The sequence below is a fragment of the Pseudomonas sp. Au-Pse12 genome, assembly GCF_021341665.1.
Lineage (GTDB): Bacteria > Pseudomonadota > Gammaproteobacteria > Pseudomonadales > Pseudomonadaceae > Aquipseudomonas.
Genome location: NZ_JAJTTH010000005.1, coordinates 558,955 through 573,291, shown reverse-complemented (window position 1 = coordinate 573,291; position 14,337 = coordinate 558,955). Strand labels below are relative to the sequence as shown.

Here is a 14,337-nt window from a genome sequence, read left to right as displayed (position 1 = left end):
CACTCTGGCTCTGGCTCTGGCTCTGGCTTTGCTTTGGCTTTTGATCTTGATCTACCTGCCCCTTCCCAGCAGGCCGAGCGCAGGCGTTGCGTAGGAGGCAGCTCGGCATGGATGCCGAGCTAGCCGCCATCAGGCCATGGATGGCCTGTGGCGGCGGCCCCCGGAGCAATGCCGGAGCTCGGGCACCCCGAGCCCCAGCGAGGGGCCGTATGGAGGGGCAAGACTTTTTGGTTCCTTTTGTGTCGTTTGACAAAAGGGACTCGCCGTAAGGGCGAAACCGCCAGTGGCCGTGACCGCAGCAACGGATATGTACCCCGTCAAACTCGCCACAAAGGCGAAACCGCCAGCGGCCACACCCGCAGCAACGGATATGTACTCCACCCCCTCTATCGCCATCCGCAATCACCTCCCCCCCTGCATATCGCCCTTTGGAATGTCCCCAAAATCAACCCCTTACCTTCGTGAATCCACCTGTCGGAAACCCACAAAATCAATGTGCCATTACCCCGCCAAATCCACCCGCGCTGCTTAACTGCAAAAGCTGCCGAGTACCGCAGCACCCCACACCCACACCCACGGAAGGCAAACGCCATGAGCAATGCATCCCCACATGTGATCCCCCCCTACGGAGTAGCAATCCAATCGGCAATCTCCGCAGGCAAGCTGCCTGAGATGAAAGCCCTGCTGGCCAAGCGCGATCCGGGCAAAAACGAGCCCAAGGACCTGCACAACGCCTACGAACAGCTGGCCAAGGAAGTCGCCCGCCTGGAACGCCACTGATCGCGGTTCCCCTGTCATTGAATGGAGGCAAAACAAATGTCCGCTACCCAATCGCAAGCCGAAGGCCTGTTCCCCCTGAGCTATCGCATCGGCACTTCGCAACCCGGTGCGCCTTCCCTGATCCTCAACCTGCTGGTCTACACCCCAGAGCTCACCGTACGCGGCAGCTCGACGATCACCCAGGCGGTCAACCCGCCTCTGGACCTGCACAGCGATGTCTGGGGCCAGTACACCTACCTCACCGTCATGCCGCCCAGCGCCAGCAAGATTCTCATCACCGCCCAGGGCAATCAGGGCGGCCCCGGGTCGAATTCGATCATCACCTTCAAGCTGCACCTGGTGGTCAGCGACGACTGGAAGGAAGGCATCGCCAACTACCAGTACTACAACGGCCACAGCTGGGTGACGGTGAACCAGGTGCCGGCCCACCTGCAGGAAACCGTGCAATCGAGCACGCTGTCGACGCCCGAGCATCAGGGCCAGCACAACCGGCTGCATGTCACCAGCGCGGCGCTGTACGCAGCACCGATCCATGGCGCCATCGCCAGTGGCGACCTGGCGCAGATGAAGAGCCTGCACAAGGCGGCCACCCAGCAGCTGGAGCAGTTGCCGCTGATCCGCACCGCCCTGGTGGCCGCCAAGGCCGAGATCAACAAGCAGGAACGGCGCTGAGCCCGGCCGTCCATCGAACCTGATGTCTTTATCAAGATAAGGAGTTGCAGCATGACAATCGGACTGTTCCATACCCGCCTCATCGTCGCCAACCCTGTGATCGGTGGGCCGGTGCTGACCCTCGACCTGCTGGTCGATACCCCGAAGAAACGCGTCAGCGGCGTCGCCCGCGTGACCCAGAGCACCTCGCCACCGGTGCAGTTCCGCGCCGATGTCTGGGGCGACTACTCCCAGGTCAAGCTCGACCCGTCCAGCGAGGGCCATATCATCCTCAGCCTGGCGGGCAACCCCAGCGGCCCCACCAGCCAGATCGCCGAGACCTTCCAGTTGCAGGGCATCCTCGGCCTCGATTGGGCCAGCGGCTTTGCCAGCTACAAGTACCAGTACCAGGGCCATTGGCACGTGGTGCAACACGCCGCCGTGAGCCAGGCACCGGTGGACCAGAAGTACAGCGAACGGGCGCCCCAGGCCAACCCGCCGTACCTGCATCCGCATCCGCTGTACGCAGTGGCGCTGCAGGAAGCCCAGAGCAGCGGCGATCTGGCGCGGCTCAAGGCCTTGGTGGCCCAGGGCGAGCAGCAACTGGCCAACAGTGACAACCTGAGCCAGGCGGTGCAGCAGCTGCAGGCGGAAATCAACCGCCTGGAACACCGCTGACCACCACCCGGGGTCGCTCGCCGCGGCCCCGGGTGCGGCGGCAAACCGACCGCGCCATGGCAACACCAGGAAGGCGCGCCTATTTCGATGGGTTGGTGCCGCGCACCGCTGGGTGCGCAAGGATCTTTCATGTCAGACCGTCTCCCCGCCCGCTACCTCAGCGAAACCGACCTCAAGCGCTTTGTCCCGGTGCACGTGGTCTGGGAAATCACCCTCGCCTGCGACCTCAAGTGCCTGCATTGCGGCTCCCGCGCCGGGCACCGGCGCCCTGGCGAGCTGAACACCCAGGAATGCCTGTCGGTGATCGATTCGATCGCCGCCCTGGGCACCCGGGAAGTCACCCTGATCGGCGGCGAAGCCTATTTGCGCAAGGACTGGACGCGGCTGATCCAGGCCATCCACGACCACGGCATGTACGTGGCGATCCAGACCGGCGGACGCAACCTGACCCCGGCCAAGATGCAGGCTGCGGTGGATGCCGGGCTCAATGGCGTCGGCGTATCGCTGGACGGCCTGGCCCCGCTGCATGATGCGGTGCGCAACGTCCCCGGCTCGTTCGACAAGGCCCTGGACACCCTGCGCCGGGCCAAGCAGGCCGGGCTCAAGGTCAGCGTCAACACGCAGATCGGCGCTGCCACGCTGCCCGACCTGCCCGCCCTGATGGAGCTGATCATCGACGCCGGCGCCAGCCACTGGCAGATCCAGCTGACGGTGGCCATGGGCAACGCCGTCGATCACCCCGAGCTGCTGTTGCAGCCCTATCAATTGCTGGACGTCATGCCGCTGCTGGCCCGGCTGTACCGCGAAGGCGCCGAGCGCGGGCTGCTGATGAACGTCGGCAACAACATCGGCTACTACGGCCCCTACGAGCACATGTGGCGCGGTTTTGGCGACGACCGCGTGCACTGGAGCGGTTGCGCCGCCGGGCAGACGGTGCTGGCCCTGGAAGCCGATGGCACGGTCAAGGGCTGCCCGTCGCTGGCCACCGTCGGTTTCTCTGGCGGCAACGTGCGCAACATGAGCCTGCACGACATCTGGCACTACAGCGAAGGCATGCATTTCGGCCGCCTGCGCTCGGTGGACGACCTGTGGGGCTACTGCCGTACCTGCTATTACAACGACGTCTGTCGCGGCGGCTGCACCTGGACGTCACACTCGCTGCTGGGCAAGCCGGGGAACAACCCCTACTGCCACTACCGGACCCTGGACCTGCAGAAAAAAGGCCTGCGCGAACGCATCGTCAAGCTGGAGGACGCCGGGCCCGCGTCCTTCTCGGTGGGCCGCTTCGACCTGATCACCGAGCGCATCGACACCGGCGAGGCGGTGTCCAGCGTCAGCGACAGCGGCCAGGTGATCAAGCTGGCGTGGGTCAACCAGGGCCAGGCCTCGCCCGAGGAAGGACGGATTGCGCCGCGCCTGGCCCTGTGCCGCAGTTGCCTGGAGTACATCCACGCCCATGAAAGCACCTGCCCGCACTGCCACGCCGATGTCGCCGCCGCCGAGGCCCGGCACCAGGAAGACCGGCTGCGCCAGCAGGCGCTGATCAACACCCTGCACCAGCTGCTGGGCATGCCCCAGGAGCAACCGCGCCTGTAACCCCAACCGCCCCGCCGCGCCCGCCCCCGGCGCGGCGGCGGTTATAGCGGCCCTGCCAAGCATGGAAAAACCATCTATAAAAAAACCTCCAGGCAAGGCGGATAACGGCTTTGCTATGGAAGTTCGTCCACAGGCCCGAGCGCCTGCCGACGCCCTGCGGGCTCAGGCCCGCGCGCGACCTGCGAATGGAGCAGAGCATGAAAATCAATCCCTACCTGGTGTTCAACGGCAACTGCAAGGCCGCCTTCACCTTCTATGCCCAATGCCTGAACGGCACCCTGGAAATCATGATGACCTTCGGTGAAAGCCCGGCCCGCGAGCACATCAGCGCCGACTGTCACGAACGCATCATGCACACCCGCCTGAGTGTCGGCGACCAGGTGCTGATGGGCTCGGACACCACCCCGGAGCTGCCCTACCTGGGCATCCACGGCTGTTCGATCTCATTGAACATCGACACCGCCGCCGAAGCCGAACGGGTGTTCGCCGCCCTGGCCGAACAGGGCAACGTGCAGATGCCCCTGGAAACGACCTTCTGGGCCGAGCGCTTCGGCATGCTGGTGGACCGTTTTGGCGTGCCATGGATGGTCAACTGCGAGAAGAGCCAATAGCCCGGCCCACTGCGAGTTGCCCCCGGGTGCTGTGCCACGCAGCACCCCACTGCCGCGCCTGGTGTGAAATATTTTGCGCACTTGGTCAAACAGCGGCCAGCGCCCTGTACTAGGATACGAGGCGACCCTTCGTCACTCGGCAGAAAAAAAGGAGGTAAATCAACCGTTACCCCAACTCGTTGCTATGAAGCAGCCTCGGCACACCTTCACATTCATGGATGAAATGATGAACGCACAAGTACTGTTTCCACACATTGGCAAGGTCATTGCCAGCACCGGCAGCCGCAGCTTCCCGCGCATGCTGCACGACCTGATTCTCACCCAGCTGGCGGTGGACGCCACCCATATCACCCAGCTGCGGGCCGACCCGGAAGCGGCCACCGGCAGGACCGGCAAGCCCCTGATGCTGACCCGCCACCCGTTGTACAGCGATGCTCACGCCAGCAACGATCCGCTGCTGTGCGCCGGCTTTCCCGAGCAGCCCGGCCACCCGGTCGAGGGCCCGCTGCGCCAGCGCCAGCGCGGCCAGGCGAATCCGGCACAGTTGCACCTGACTGGCCACAAGGACTCGTACCACTACGTGCTTTCGGTGTACCGCAGCAGCCAGGCGCAGAGTTTTTCCCCCCAGGAGCGCCTGCTGCTGGAGGACATCTCGACGCTGCTGCTGCCGATGGTGGAAAAACACATCAGCGCCTTGCAGCCCCGGGGCGACAGCGCCGAGCAGGACGGCGCCGCCATCGAGGGCCTGGCGACCCTGCGCCTGCGTTTTGCCGAGCGCCTGGAGCAATCCGGGCTGCGCCTGTCCAACCGCGAGCTGGAAGTCTGTGTCGGGCTGCTGGCCGGGCGCACCGCGCCGCAGTTGGCCGAGCAGCTCAAGCTGAAGGTCAACACGGTCGAGAGCTACTTGAAGCGCGCCGCCATCAAGCTGGGGATCAGTGGCCGCCACTCGCTGTTGCGCTGGATGTATTGCACTCAAGCCTGACTCGCCACCCGAGGCTCTGGCCCGGCCTTTGTGTCCCGGTTTTCCCCTACAGACGGGCCGTGGACACTCGGGCTTAAATCAAACGCCGGGAACCGCAACAGGTTCGTCGGAAATCAGCCACGGCCCGCCGTGGCAATCGCGCTTCGTTCAGCGTTTTGTCTCGATCAAGGATGATAAGGATATGGGCCTGACCAGCAGTATCGCCAACATGGAGCCCCCACAGTTCTACTGCGAACTGGGGCAATTGATCTCCAGCAGCGGTCACTCCCGGTTCGCCCGGGACATGCTGCAACTGGTGGACAAATGGGTGCCGGTGACCCAACTGGTGCTCAGTGAGTGGACCCTCGACGAATGCCAGGCCAGTTCCCTGGAAATCACCCTGCTGGGGCGCGCCGGGCTGCAGGAAGACCTGCCGCTGCCGGAACCTCCACGACGCCAGGACCCGCTGCTGCACAAGATGCTGGAAATGGACGACTCGCTGCTGATTCAGATGAATGCCCAGGCGCAAGGCGGGTATTCGCGCACTACCTCGCACCAATGCCATCTGGTCTCGCGCAAAGCCAACCGTCGCTGCGTCATCGCCCTCTACCGCGAACCCGCCCTGGGCGTCTTTTCCCTGGCCGAGCTGTCGTTTCTCAAGAGCCTCTCGGCAACCCTGCTGCCGCTGCTGGAGCGGCATGCCCAGTTGCATCGGCAACAGGCCTTGCGGCAACTGCGCAGCTGGAGCACGCGGCCCCACGACGCACACTCGCAGACACCGCTGCAACGGGAGTTCGACGAACGCCTGTCGCTGGGCGACATCAGCCTCTCGGCCCGGGAAAAAGAGGTGTGCCTGGGCCTGCTGACCGGCGGCACCGTGCCGGAAATGGCCCAGCGCCTGAGCGTCAAGAACAGCTCCGTGGAAACCTACCTCAAGCGTGCCGCCGCCAAGCTCGGGGTCAGCGGCCGCCACGGGCTGGCCAAGTGGATGGTGGGCGCCTGACGCCGCTGGTGCCGGGCCAGCAGGTTCCTCTCGCAGGTCACACCGCCCTTCCTCGGATGGCCGCTGCGCAGTAGCACGCCCCGCCGCGGCTCATGGCCGCGCCTCGGCGCGGTCCTGCGCGGTGACCGAGGTCAGGCGCGCCAGGCGCGGCGCCAGCCAGCGGTTCAGGTCATCCATGCAACTGAAGACCACCGGCACCAGCACCAGGCTCAACAGGGTCGAGGTGATCAGCCCACCGATCACCGCCACCGCCATCGGCGCACGGAACCCGGCATCGGCGCCGCTGCTGAGCACCGCCGGGACCATCCCCGCGACCATGGCGATGGTGGTCATGATGATCGGCCGGGCGCGCTCGGCCCCCGACTGGATCAGCGCCTGGTGCCGGGGCATGCCGAGGCGGCGCTTCTCGAGGGTGAACTCCACCATCAGGATCGAGTTCTTGGTGACGATGCCCATCAGCATCAGCAGGCCGATGACCACCGGCATGTCGATGGCGGCGCCATACAGCAACAGGCCGCCAATCGCCCCGCCGACGGACAACGGCAGCGCGGTGAGGATGGTCAAGGGTTGCAGGAAGTCGCGAAACAGCAGCACCAGCACCGCGAACACCATCATGATGCCCAGCCCCATGGCCACGCCGAAGGCGTCGAACATCTCGTTCATGTACTCGGCATCGCCGTATTCGACACTGCGCACGCCGTCCGGCAACTGCTGCAGCGCCGACGACTGGCCGATGGCTTCCAGGGCCGCGCCCAGCGTGATCCCGGACAGGTCGGCATCCACCGACACCCGGCGCAAGCGGGCGAAGCGCTCGATCCGCGCCGGCCCGCTGCCATAGCCGATATCGGCCACCGCGCTGAGGGGCAGCACCGTCCCCCTGTCGGTGCTGACGCCGAGGTTGCTCAGGGCATTCAGGTCGCCCTGCTCGATGGCCGGCAGCAGCACCCGGATCGGCACCTGGCGGTCATGGAAATTGAAGCGCGCCGAACTGGCGTTGATTTCGCCCACGGTGGCGATCCGCGCCACGCTGCCGATGGCCTGGGCACTGACCCCGGCCCGGGCCGCTTCGTCCACCCGTGGCTGGATCAGCAGTTCCGGACGCGGCAGCGGCTCGTTGACCTGGACGTTGGCGATGCCCTGAATCGCCCGCATGTCGCGTTGCACGGCATGCGCGGCGCGGCTCAACGCCGGCCCGTCGGGCCCCACCAGGATGATCGAGATATCCCGCGCCGCGGTTTCGCCACGAAAGGCGTAGCGCAGGTCGGCAAAGCCGTTGAGCAGCGGCCGCAGGGACTGTTCGAAGGCCTTCTGGCTGAGCGCGCGCTGGTCCGCCGGGAGCAATCGCACCAGCAGTTGACCGGTGGCCACATCCGTGGCCCCGGAGGCATCCTCGCCGCCGGCGGTGACGAACACCGAGAGCACTTCGGGCCGCTGGCGAATCTGCCGGGCCATGTCGGCCAGCACCTTGTCGGTCCGCGCCAAGGGCGTGCCGGGCGGCAGGGAGACGTCGATACGCGACAGGCTGAGGTCATTCACCGGCATGAAGCCCGAAGGCAAGAGCGGCACCAGGGCGAACGAGCCGACGAGGAACAGCCCGGCCAGCCCCAGGCTCTGGCGCCGGTGCCGCAACGCCCATTCCAGCAGTTTCAGGTAGCGCCCCAGCAGGCCGCCGGGGGCCACCGCCGGTTGCCCGTGGCCAGCGCCCGGGGCCTTGGGCTTGAGCAGGTAGGCGGCCATCAGCGGCGTCACCAGCCGCGCCACCAGCAGCGAGGCCAGCACCGCCGCCGAAACGGTGATGCCGAACGGGGTGAAGTACTGGCCGACGAAACCGCCGATGAAACTCACCGGCAGGAACACCGCGACCAGGGTCGCGGTGATTGCCACCACGGCAAAGCCGATGGCGTCGCTGGCATCGATGGCCGCCTGGTAGGGGCGCTTGCCCTGGTCCAGATGGCGTTCGATGTTCTCGATCTCGACGATGGCATCGTCCACCAGGATGCCGATCACCAGGGTCAGGGCCAGCAGGGTGATGCTGTTCAGCGAATAGCCGAACCCGGCCATGATGGCGAAGGTCGGCAGGATCGACAGCGGCAGGGCGATGGCCGCCACCAGGGTGGCGCGCCAGCTTCTGAGGAACACCAGGACCACCAGCACGGTCAGCAGCGTGCCTTCGACCAGGGTCATGATCGCCGCGTCGTAACTGGCCAGGGTGTAGTCCACCGAGGACGAGATCTGGCGGATCTCCAGGTCCGGGTGCTGTTGCTGCAGGCGCTGGATGACCGCCTCGACGCCGGCCGCCACCCGGGTGTCGCTGGAACCCTTGGCGCGAAACACCGCGAACCCCACCACTTCCTCGCCGTCCAGACGCGCCTGGGAACGGGCCTGGCTGGCGCCGTCATGCACCCGGGCCAGCTCCCCCAGGCGCGCCCAGCGCCCCTCGCCCAGGGCAATCGGGGTCTCGCTCAGGGCCTCCACCGTCAGTGCGCTGCCCAGGGTGCGGATCGACTGTTCGCTGTGGCCCAGCCGGGTCCGCCCGCCAGGCACGTTGATATTGCTCTGCACCAGTTGGCCATTGACCTGTTCGGCGGTGAGGCCCAGGGCCTGCAGGCGCTCGGCCATGAGCTCGACCTTGACCTCACGCTCGACACCGCCCAGGCGCTGCACTTTCTGCACCCCGGGCACCGCCAGCAGTTCGCGGCTGAGCTGGTCGTCGACGAACCAGGAAAGCTCCACCAGGCTTCGCGCGCTGCCCTTCACCGCGTAGTTGAGGATCGCCCCGCCCTCGACGTCGATGCGGGTGATCATCGGTTCCTCGATGGTCTGCGGCAGGTCGGCGCGGATCAGCGCGATGGCGTCGCGAATGTCGTTGGCGGCGCGCCCGGGGTCGATACCGAGCTGGAACTCCACGGTGGTCACCGAGATCCCGTCGGCCACCGTGGAGGTGATATGACGGATGCCGGCCAGGCCGGACACCGCGCGTTCGACCCGCAGGGTCACCGAGTGTTCGAGTTCGGTAGGCGCCGCGCCGACCTGGGACACCAGCACGGTGATCACCGGGAACTCGACCCGCGGGTTGGCGTTGATCGGCAACTGCAGGAAGGACAACCAGCCGCCCACACTGAGCACCAGGAACAGCACCAGGGTCGGAATCGGGCGGCGGATCGCCCAGGAGGACAGGCGCAGGCTCATGGTTCCAGCGCCTCGTCTTCGGCCGGCCGGACCTGGTCGCCGTCACGCACGAAGGCCGAGGCCCGGGCCACTACCCGCTCGCCCTCCACCAGCCCGGACAGCACCTCGACCTGGCTGCCGTCACGCCGGCCGACGCGGATCTGCCGCAGGCTGGCCTTGCCCTCCGGGTCCAGCACCACCACCGTGGCCTGTTCGTCACTGGCGAAGGTCAGGGCGCGCTGCGGCAGCACCAGGCTCAGGCCCTGGGCCGGCAGTTCGAGGCTGCTGGTGGCAAAACTGCCGGCGCGCAGCTCGGGCTCGGCCGCCAGGGTGATGCGCACCCGACCGCGACGGCTCGCGGGGTCGACTTTCGCCGCCAGCAGGCGCACCTGGCCTTGCACCGGGGTCGCCAACCCTGCCACCTGGACCGCCACCCGGGTGCCGACCTGCAGGGCGCGCAAGGCGCTTTCAGTCACCTCGCCGTCCAGCTCCAGGCGGTTATCGCGGATCAGCCGGAACAAGGGCTCGGAGCCGCTGAGGGCGCCAACCCGGGCATGCCGTTCGGACACCACGCCGGCCACCGGGGCCCGCAACGTGGCTTTCTGGCGTTGCGCCCGGGCGTCCGCCAGTTGCGCCCGGGCCTGGGCCTGCTCGGCCCGGGCCGCCGCCAGGGCGGCCTGGGTGACGCGGGCCTGAGCCCGTTGCTGGTCAACTTGCTGAGCGCTGGCGGCACCGATGCCGCCCAGTTGTTCCAGGCGCTGGTGGCTGGTCCGGGCCTCGACGCTCAACGCCTGCTGCTGGCGGATCAACGCCGTCGCCCGGTCGAGCGCGGCCTCGGCCTGGCGCACCTGGGCATCCAGGGTGGTGGTTTCCAGCTCGGCGAGGACCTGCCCGGCACTGACCCGGTCGCCCTCCTCCACGCGGATCGAGGCCAGCCGCTGGTCCTGCAGGGCGGTGCCGACGGCAATCTCTTCCTGCGGCACCAGGGTGCCGCTGATAAAGATGCGTTGCCCGACGTTGCCGGGCCGGGCCAGCACGCTGCTGACGGTCAGCGCGGGTGGCTCCTGGCTGTGGCTCGGTGACAGCTGGGTCTGCGGCAACCACAGGGCCAGCAGCGCGCCCCCCAGGGTCAGTAGCGCGACCAGCAACAGCCTGGGCGTGTGTTTGGCCAGGCGCCGCAAGCGCTGGGCGCGACGTTGCTCGGGGGTGGAGGCGATCAGGTTCATGTATCGGCTACTCGAAGGTTCATCTGCGCCCGAAAGACGGGCACGCTGCCCCGGAGCCGGCAACCGGCCCGAGACGCCATGACGCAAGCTGGGCAACGGCCGACAGAGCCGTCGCAGGGCGGCAGTCAGCCGGGTTCGGGCTGCTGGGGACGCAGGAAGCGGCGAATGATCAAGCGCAGCAGCGGTTGGTGCGCCCGGGCCTGGAAATCCGCGTCCATTACCACCCGGGCAATGGCGCCTTCAGTCAGCGCCAGCAGCCACACCGCGGCCATGTCCGGGTCCAGCTGCGGGTCGATCTGCCCGGCGGCCATGCCGCGCTGGAGCAAGGCCGCCAGGTCGGCCTTGACCCGCGCTTCGTTGGCGGCAAACAGCGCCCCCATCTGCGGGTTGCGGGTGGCTTCGGCCGCCACCTCGATACTGATCCGCGCCTGCAGCGGGTCGCTGGAAGCCTGCATCATCGCCAGGGCGATGTCCTCGATGGCGCCCAGGGCATCCTCGGCCCCGTCCCGCTCGGAAAACAGGCGCGTCATGGCCTTGCAGTCTTCCTCGGCGATCGCCGCGATGATCGCCGCCTTGCTGGGAAAGTAGTGGAACAGGTTGCCCGGGCTCATGCCGGCGGCCGCGCAGATCTGCGCGGTACGGGTGCCGTGGAAGCCGTACTGGGCGAAGCAGGTCAGCGCCGCGCCGAGGATCTGCTGGCGCCGGGCTTCCATCTTGTAGGGGTCTACCGTTCTCATTGCCCACCCTGGCGCCACAGGCCTTGCCGGCGCGATTCATAGACTGACTGATCGATCTAGTATTGAGCCGCAGTCGGCTCACGGCGCAGAACCGCCAGAGCGTCCCACTGCCGGTACATGCAGCGGTCACAGGCTAGCGCGAGGGTTTTCCGGGAGCTGTAAATCTATGTGAAAAATAGTGCAGGAATGCATCAGGAAACGAAGGGCAGCGTGGCGGATGCCGGGAGCTGTGCAGGCGTGGGGGGGGACAGGCTGAGGATAGGGCCAACCCGGCCAGCCAAGGGCAGTAGGCAGAACATGGGCCGGGCGGGCGGGTGCCGCGATGTTGCAGCCCGCCCTGACCAGGCACCGCCATTCAGCAGTTCACTGTGATACCTGGCCGGGCGAACGGGGGCAATTCTAAGCATCGGTCCGGGGAACGTATGTAAGAAAATTCTTATTCATGATCATCCTTAATCTCTAGATGGCCCTGGATAAAACAAGCTTTTCCCAAGAACGCGGAAGACCGTACCCGCCAATATCGGTTAGCGGGTACCCGGAACCAGGTCGAGGATCTCATCGATCCCCAGGCAGCGCGGCTCCACCTCCAGGGTCCGGCCGTGTTCAAGAATGCCCACCGCCACGTCGCGCATGGCCATGTAGGCACTGCGCAACATGTGGTTGGCGTAGATCACCGCGTTGAAGCCGGCGCCCTCCAGCTCGTCGAAACTCAAGTGGGCGTAGCTGGTGGGCACGCAGATCAGCGGCACCCGCGGGCAATGGCGGCGGAACAGCCGGGCGAACTCGAGGATCTCCAGGCCGTCCTTCTTGCGGCTGTGAATCATGATCCCGTCGGCGCCGGCGGCGACATAGGCCAGGCAGCGCTCGATGGCGTCGTCCATGCCCTTGTCGAGGATCAGGCTTTCACAACGGGCGATGATCAGCAGGTCCTCGTGGCTGCGACTGGCACAGCCCACGCGGATCTTTTCGCAGAACTCCTCGATGGAGTCCTGAAGCTGGCTCACCGCGTTGCCGAACAACGAGTTCTTCTTCAGCCCGCACTTGTCCTCGATCACCACCGCCGACACCCCGGCCCGGTCGAGCATCTTCACGTGGATCGCGAAATGCTCGGCCTTGCCGCCGGTGTCGCCGTCGAAAATCATCGGCAGCGAACACACATCGAAAATCTCGCGGATGCCGTGCAAGCGGTTGCTCGGCGAGAGGATCTCGATGTCCGGCAAGCCCTTGTGGGTCGAGTCGGTCAGGGAGCTGGACCAGATGGCGTCATACACCAGGCTCGGCCCGGCGCCCCGCTCCAGCCTGGATTGCTCCGCCAGCAGCGCGGAGATCGGGCTGTGGGCCTCAAGCACCCTCAGGCAGCGCTTACGGCGCAGCAACTGGCTCAGGTTGGTTCGGCGAATATCTGCTTCCTGCATGGGATTCACGCGCCTCTTGTGGTTGTGGAACAGCGGGTTCGCTCAGGGATGGGTCATGTCCAGGGCCACCACGTAGCGGTCGAAATCCGCGGCCGAGACATAGCCCAGTTGCACGGCGACCTCGCGCAGCGACTTGCCCTCGTGGTGGGCGGTCTTGGCGATGATCGCGGCCTTGTCGTAGCCGATGTGCCGGTTGAGGGCGGTCACCAGCATCAGGTTCTTCTCGATGTTGGCCTCGATGCGCGCCCGGTTCGGCTCGATGCCCACCGCGCAATGGTCGTTGAAGGCCAGGCACGACTCGGCCAGCAAGGTGATGCTCTCCAGCACGTTGTGCACCATCACCGGCTTGTAGACGTTGAGCTGGAAGTTGCCCTGGCTACCGGCGAAGGCCACGCTGGCGTCGTTGCCGAAGACCTGGGTGCAGACCATGGTCAGCGCCTCGCACTGGGTCGGGTTGACCTTGCCCGGCATGATCGAGGAACCCGGTTCGTTCTCGGGAATGTCGATCTCGCCGATGCCACAGCGCGGGCCGCTGGCCAGCCAGCGCACATCGTTGGCGATCTTCATCAGGGCCATGGCCAGGGTGCGGATCGCCGCCGAGGTGTTGACCAGCGCGTCGTGCGCCGACAGGGCGAAGAACTTGTTGGCGCACGACTTGAACGGGTAGCCGGTGAGCTCGGCGATGACCTTCGCGCATTCGTCGCCGAACTGCGGATGGGAGTTGAGCCCGGTGCCCACCGCCGTGCCGCCGATGGCCAGGTCGTAGAGGCCGCTCATGTTCTGCTGGATGGCCATCAGCGCGTAGTCGATCTGCTCGACCCAGCCGCCGATTTCCTGGCCCAGGGTGATCGGGGTGGCGTCCTGCAGGTGGGTGCGCCCGACCTTGACCACATCGCGGTACTGCTCGGCCTTGTCGAACAGCGTGTCACGCAGGGTGGACACGCCCGGCATCAGGGTCTCGAAGATCTCCGCCACCACCACCATGTACATCGCCGTGGGGAAGGTGTCGTTGGATGACTGGCCACGGTTGACATGGTCGTTGGGGTGGATCGGTTGCTTGCTGCCCAGTTCGCCACCGAGCATCTCGATGGCCCGGTTGGCGATCACTTCGTTGGCATTCATGTTGGACTGGGTGCCGGAGCCGGTCTGGAACACCACCAGCGGGAAGTGTTCATCCAGCTGCCCGCTGATCACTTCATCGGCGGCCTTGACGATCGGCAGCGCGACGGCTTCCGGCAGCTCGCCAAGCTTGAGGTTGGCCAGGGCCGCGGCCTTTTTCAGGATGCCCAGGGAGCGGATCATCGGCGCCCCCCACTGGAAGCGCGCGCGGCCAATGGGGAAGTTGTGGATGGAACGCTCGGTCTGAGCGCCCCAGTAGCGGTTGGACGGTACGGCGATGGACCCCATCGAGTCGGATTCGAGACGCATGTTCAAGGTGCTCCAGTAGTGGGCGCAAAGCGCAATCAGGTCGGGGTTGCCGGGCAGGCGCGCTGCCCGGCGTGGGGCACGGG

General features: G+C 66.4%; 12 protein-coding genes. 7 read left to right on the top strand and 5 right to left on the bottom strand.

Going from position 1 to position 14,337, the window contains the following annotated elements:
- Positions 1-591 precede the first annotated feature (591 nt).
- The 7 genes from LXM55_RS17645 (at position 592) to LXM55_RS17615 (ending at position 6,280) form a co-directional block, all read left to right on the top strand.
- The gene (locus LXM55_RS17645) at positions 592-780 is read left to right on the top strand and encodes a DUF1843 domain-containing protein (protein WP_233321516.1); all 189 of its coding nucleotides are present in this window, start codon (positions 592-594) and stop codon (positions 778-780) included.
- 36 nt (positions 781-816) lie between these two features.
- Positions 817-1,452, top strand: coding sequence for a DUF1842 domain-containing protein (locus LXM55_RS17640; RefSeq protein WP_233321515.1), 636 nt, complete (start codon positions 817-819; stop codon positions 1,450-1,452).
- Between the two features lie 51 nt (positions 1,453-1,503).
- Positions 1,504-2,109, top strand: coding sequence for a DUF1842 domain-containing protein (locus LXM55_RS17635; protein WP_233321514.1), 606 nt, complete (start codon positions 1,504-1,506; stop codon positions 2,107-2,109).
- A gap of 129 nt (positions 2,110-2,238) precedes the next feature.
- On the top strand, positions 2,239-3,705 hold the full coding sequence (locus LXM55_RS17630) for a GDL motif peptide-associated radical SAM/SPASM maturase (protein WP_233321513.1): 1,467 nt from the start codon (positions 2,239-2,241) through the stop codon (positions 3,703-3,705).
- A 197-nt stretch (positions 3,706-3,902) separates the two neighbouring features.
- Positions 3,903-4,316 carry a VOC family protein gene (locus LXM55_RS17625; protein WP_233321512.1) on the top strand — a complete coding sequence of 138 codons (414 nt, stop codon included), beginning with the start codon at positions 3,903-3,905 and terminating at the stop codon, positions 4,314-4,316.
- A 226-nt stretch (positions 4,317-4,542) separates the two neighbouring features.
- Positions 4,543-5,298 (top strand): helix-turn-helix transcriptional regulator, encoded by a 756-nt coding sequence (locus LXM55_RS17620; protein ID WP_233321511.1) that lies wholly within the window; start codon positions 4,543-4,545, stop codon positions 5,296-5,298.
- A gap of 181 nt (positions 5,299-5,479) precedes the next feature.
- Positions 5,480-6,280 (top strand): helix-turn-helix transcriptional regulator, encoded by an 801-nt coding sequence (locus LXM55_RS17615; RefSeq protein WP_233321510.1) that lies wholly within the window; start codon positions 5,480-5,482, stop codon positions 6,278-6,280.
- A gap of 90 nt (positions 6,281-6,370) precedes the next feature.
- On the opposite strand, the gene LXM55_RS17610 is transcribed toward LXM55_RS17615, so the two are convergent.
- The 5 genes from LXM55_RS17610 to fumC form a co-directional block, all read right to left on the bottom strand.
- On the bottom strand, positions 6,371-9,469 hold the full coding sequence (locus LXM55_RS17610) for an efflux RND transporter permease subunit (protein WP_233321509.1): 3,099 nt from the start codon (positions 9,467-9,469) through the stop codon (positions 6,371-6,373).
- Positions 9,466-10,674 (bottom strand): efflux RND transporter periplasmic adaptor subunit, encoded by a 1,209-nt coding sequence (locus LXM55_RS17605; protein ID WP_233321508.1) that lies wholly within the window; start codon positions 10,672-10,674, stop codon positions 9,466-9,468. The genes LXM55_RS17610 and LXM55_RS17605 overlap by 4 nt, the downstream gene beginning before the upstream one ends.
- Positions 10,675-10,799: 125 nt before the next feature.
- On the bottom strand, positions 10,800-11,411 hold the full coding sequence (locus tag LXM55_RS17600) for a TetR/AcrR family transcriptional regulator (protein ID WP_233321507.1): 612 nt from the start codon (positions 11,409-11,411) through the stop codon (positions 10,800-10,802).
- Between the two features lie 524 nt (positions 11,412-11,935).
- Complete coding sequence (gene aepX, locus LXM55_RS17595) at positions 11,936-12,826, bottom strand: phosphoenolpyruvate mutase (RefSeq protein WP_233321506.1); 891 nt, start codon at positions 12,824-12,826, stop codon at positions 11,936-11,938.
- Between the two features lie 42 nt (positions 12,827-12,868).
- The gene (gene fumC, locus LXM55_RS17590; RefSeq protein WP_233321505.1) at positions 12,869-14,254 is read right to left on the bottom strand and encodes a class II fumarate hydratase; all 1,386 of its coding nucleotides are present in this window, start codon (positions 14,252-14,254) and stop codon (positions 12,869-12,871) included.
- Between the last annotated feature and the right edge of the window lie 83 nt (positions 14,255-14,337).

Coding starts and splice junctions, on each gene's coding strand:
- LXM55_RS17645 (WP_233321516.1), top strand. CDS start 592: ATGAGCAATGCATCCCCACATGTGATCCCCCCCTACGGAGTAGCAATC.
- LXM55_RS17640 (WP_233321515.1), top strand. CDS start 817: ATGTCCGCTACCCAATCGCAAGCCGAAGGCCTGTTCCCCCTGAGCTAT.
- LXM55_RS17635 (WP_233321514.1), top strand. CDS start 1,504: ATGACAATCGGACTGTTCCATACCCGCCTCATCGTCGCCAACCCTGTG.
- LXM55_RS17630 (WP_233321513.1), top strand. CDS start 2,239: ATGTCAGACCGTCTCCCCGCCCGCTACCTCAGCGAAACCGACCTCAAG.
- LXM55_RS17625 (WP_233321512.1), top strand. CDS start 3,903: ATGAAAATCAATCCCTACCTGGTGTTCAACGGCAACTGCAAGGCCGCC.
- LXM55_RS17620 (WP_233321511.1), top strand. CDS start 4,543: ATGAACGCACAAGTACTGTTTCCACACATTGGCAAGGTCATTGCCAGC.
- LXM55_RS17615 (WP_233321510.1), top strand. CDS start 5,480: ATGGGCCTGACCAGCAGTATCGCCAACATGGAGCCCCCACAGTTCTAC.
- LXM55_RS17610 (WP_233321509.1), bottom strand. CDS start 9,469: ATGAGCCTGCGCCTGTCCTCCTGGGCGATCCGCCGCCCGATTCCGACC.
- LXM55_RS17605 (WP_233321508.1), bottom strand. CDS start 10,674: ATGAACCTGATCGCCTCCACCCCCGAGCAACGTCGCGCCCAGCGCTTG.
- LXM55_RS17600 (WP_233321507.1), bottom strand. CDS start 11,411: ATGAGAACGGTAGACCCCTACAAGATGGAAGCCCGGCGCCAGCAGATC.
- aepX (WP_233321506.1), bottom strand. CDS start 12,826: ATGCAGGAAGCAGATATTCGCCGAACCAACCTGAGCCAGTTGCTGCGC.
- fumC (WP_233321505.1), bottom strand. CDS start 14,254: ATGCGTCTCGAATCCGACTCGATGGGGTCCATCGCCGTACCGTCCAAC.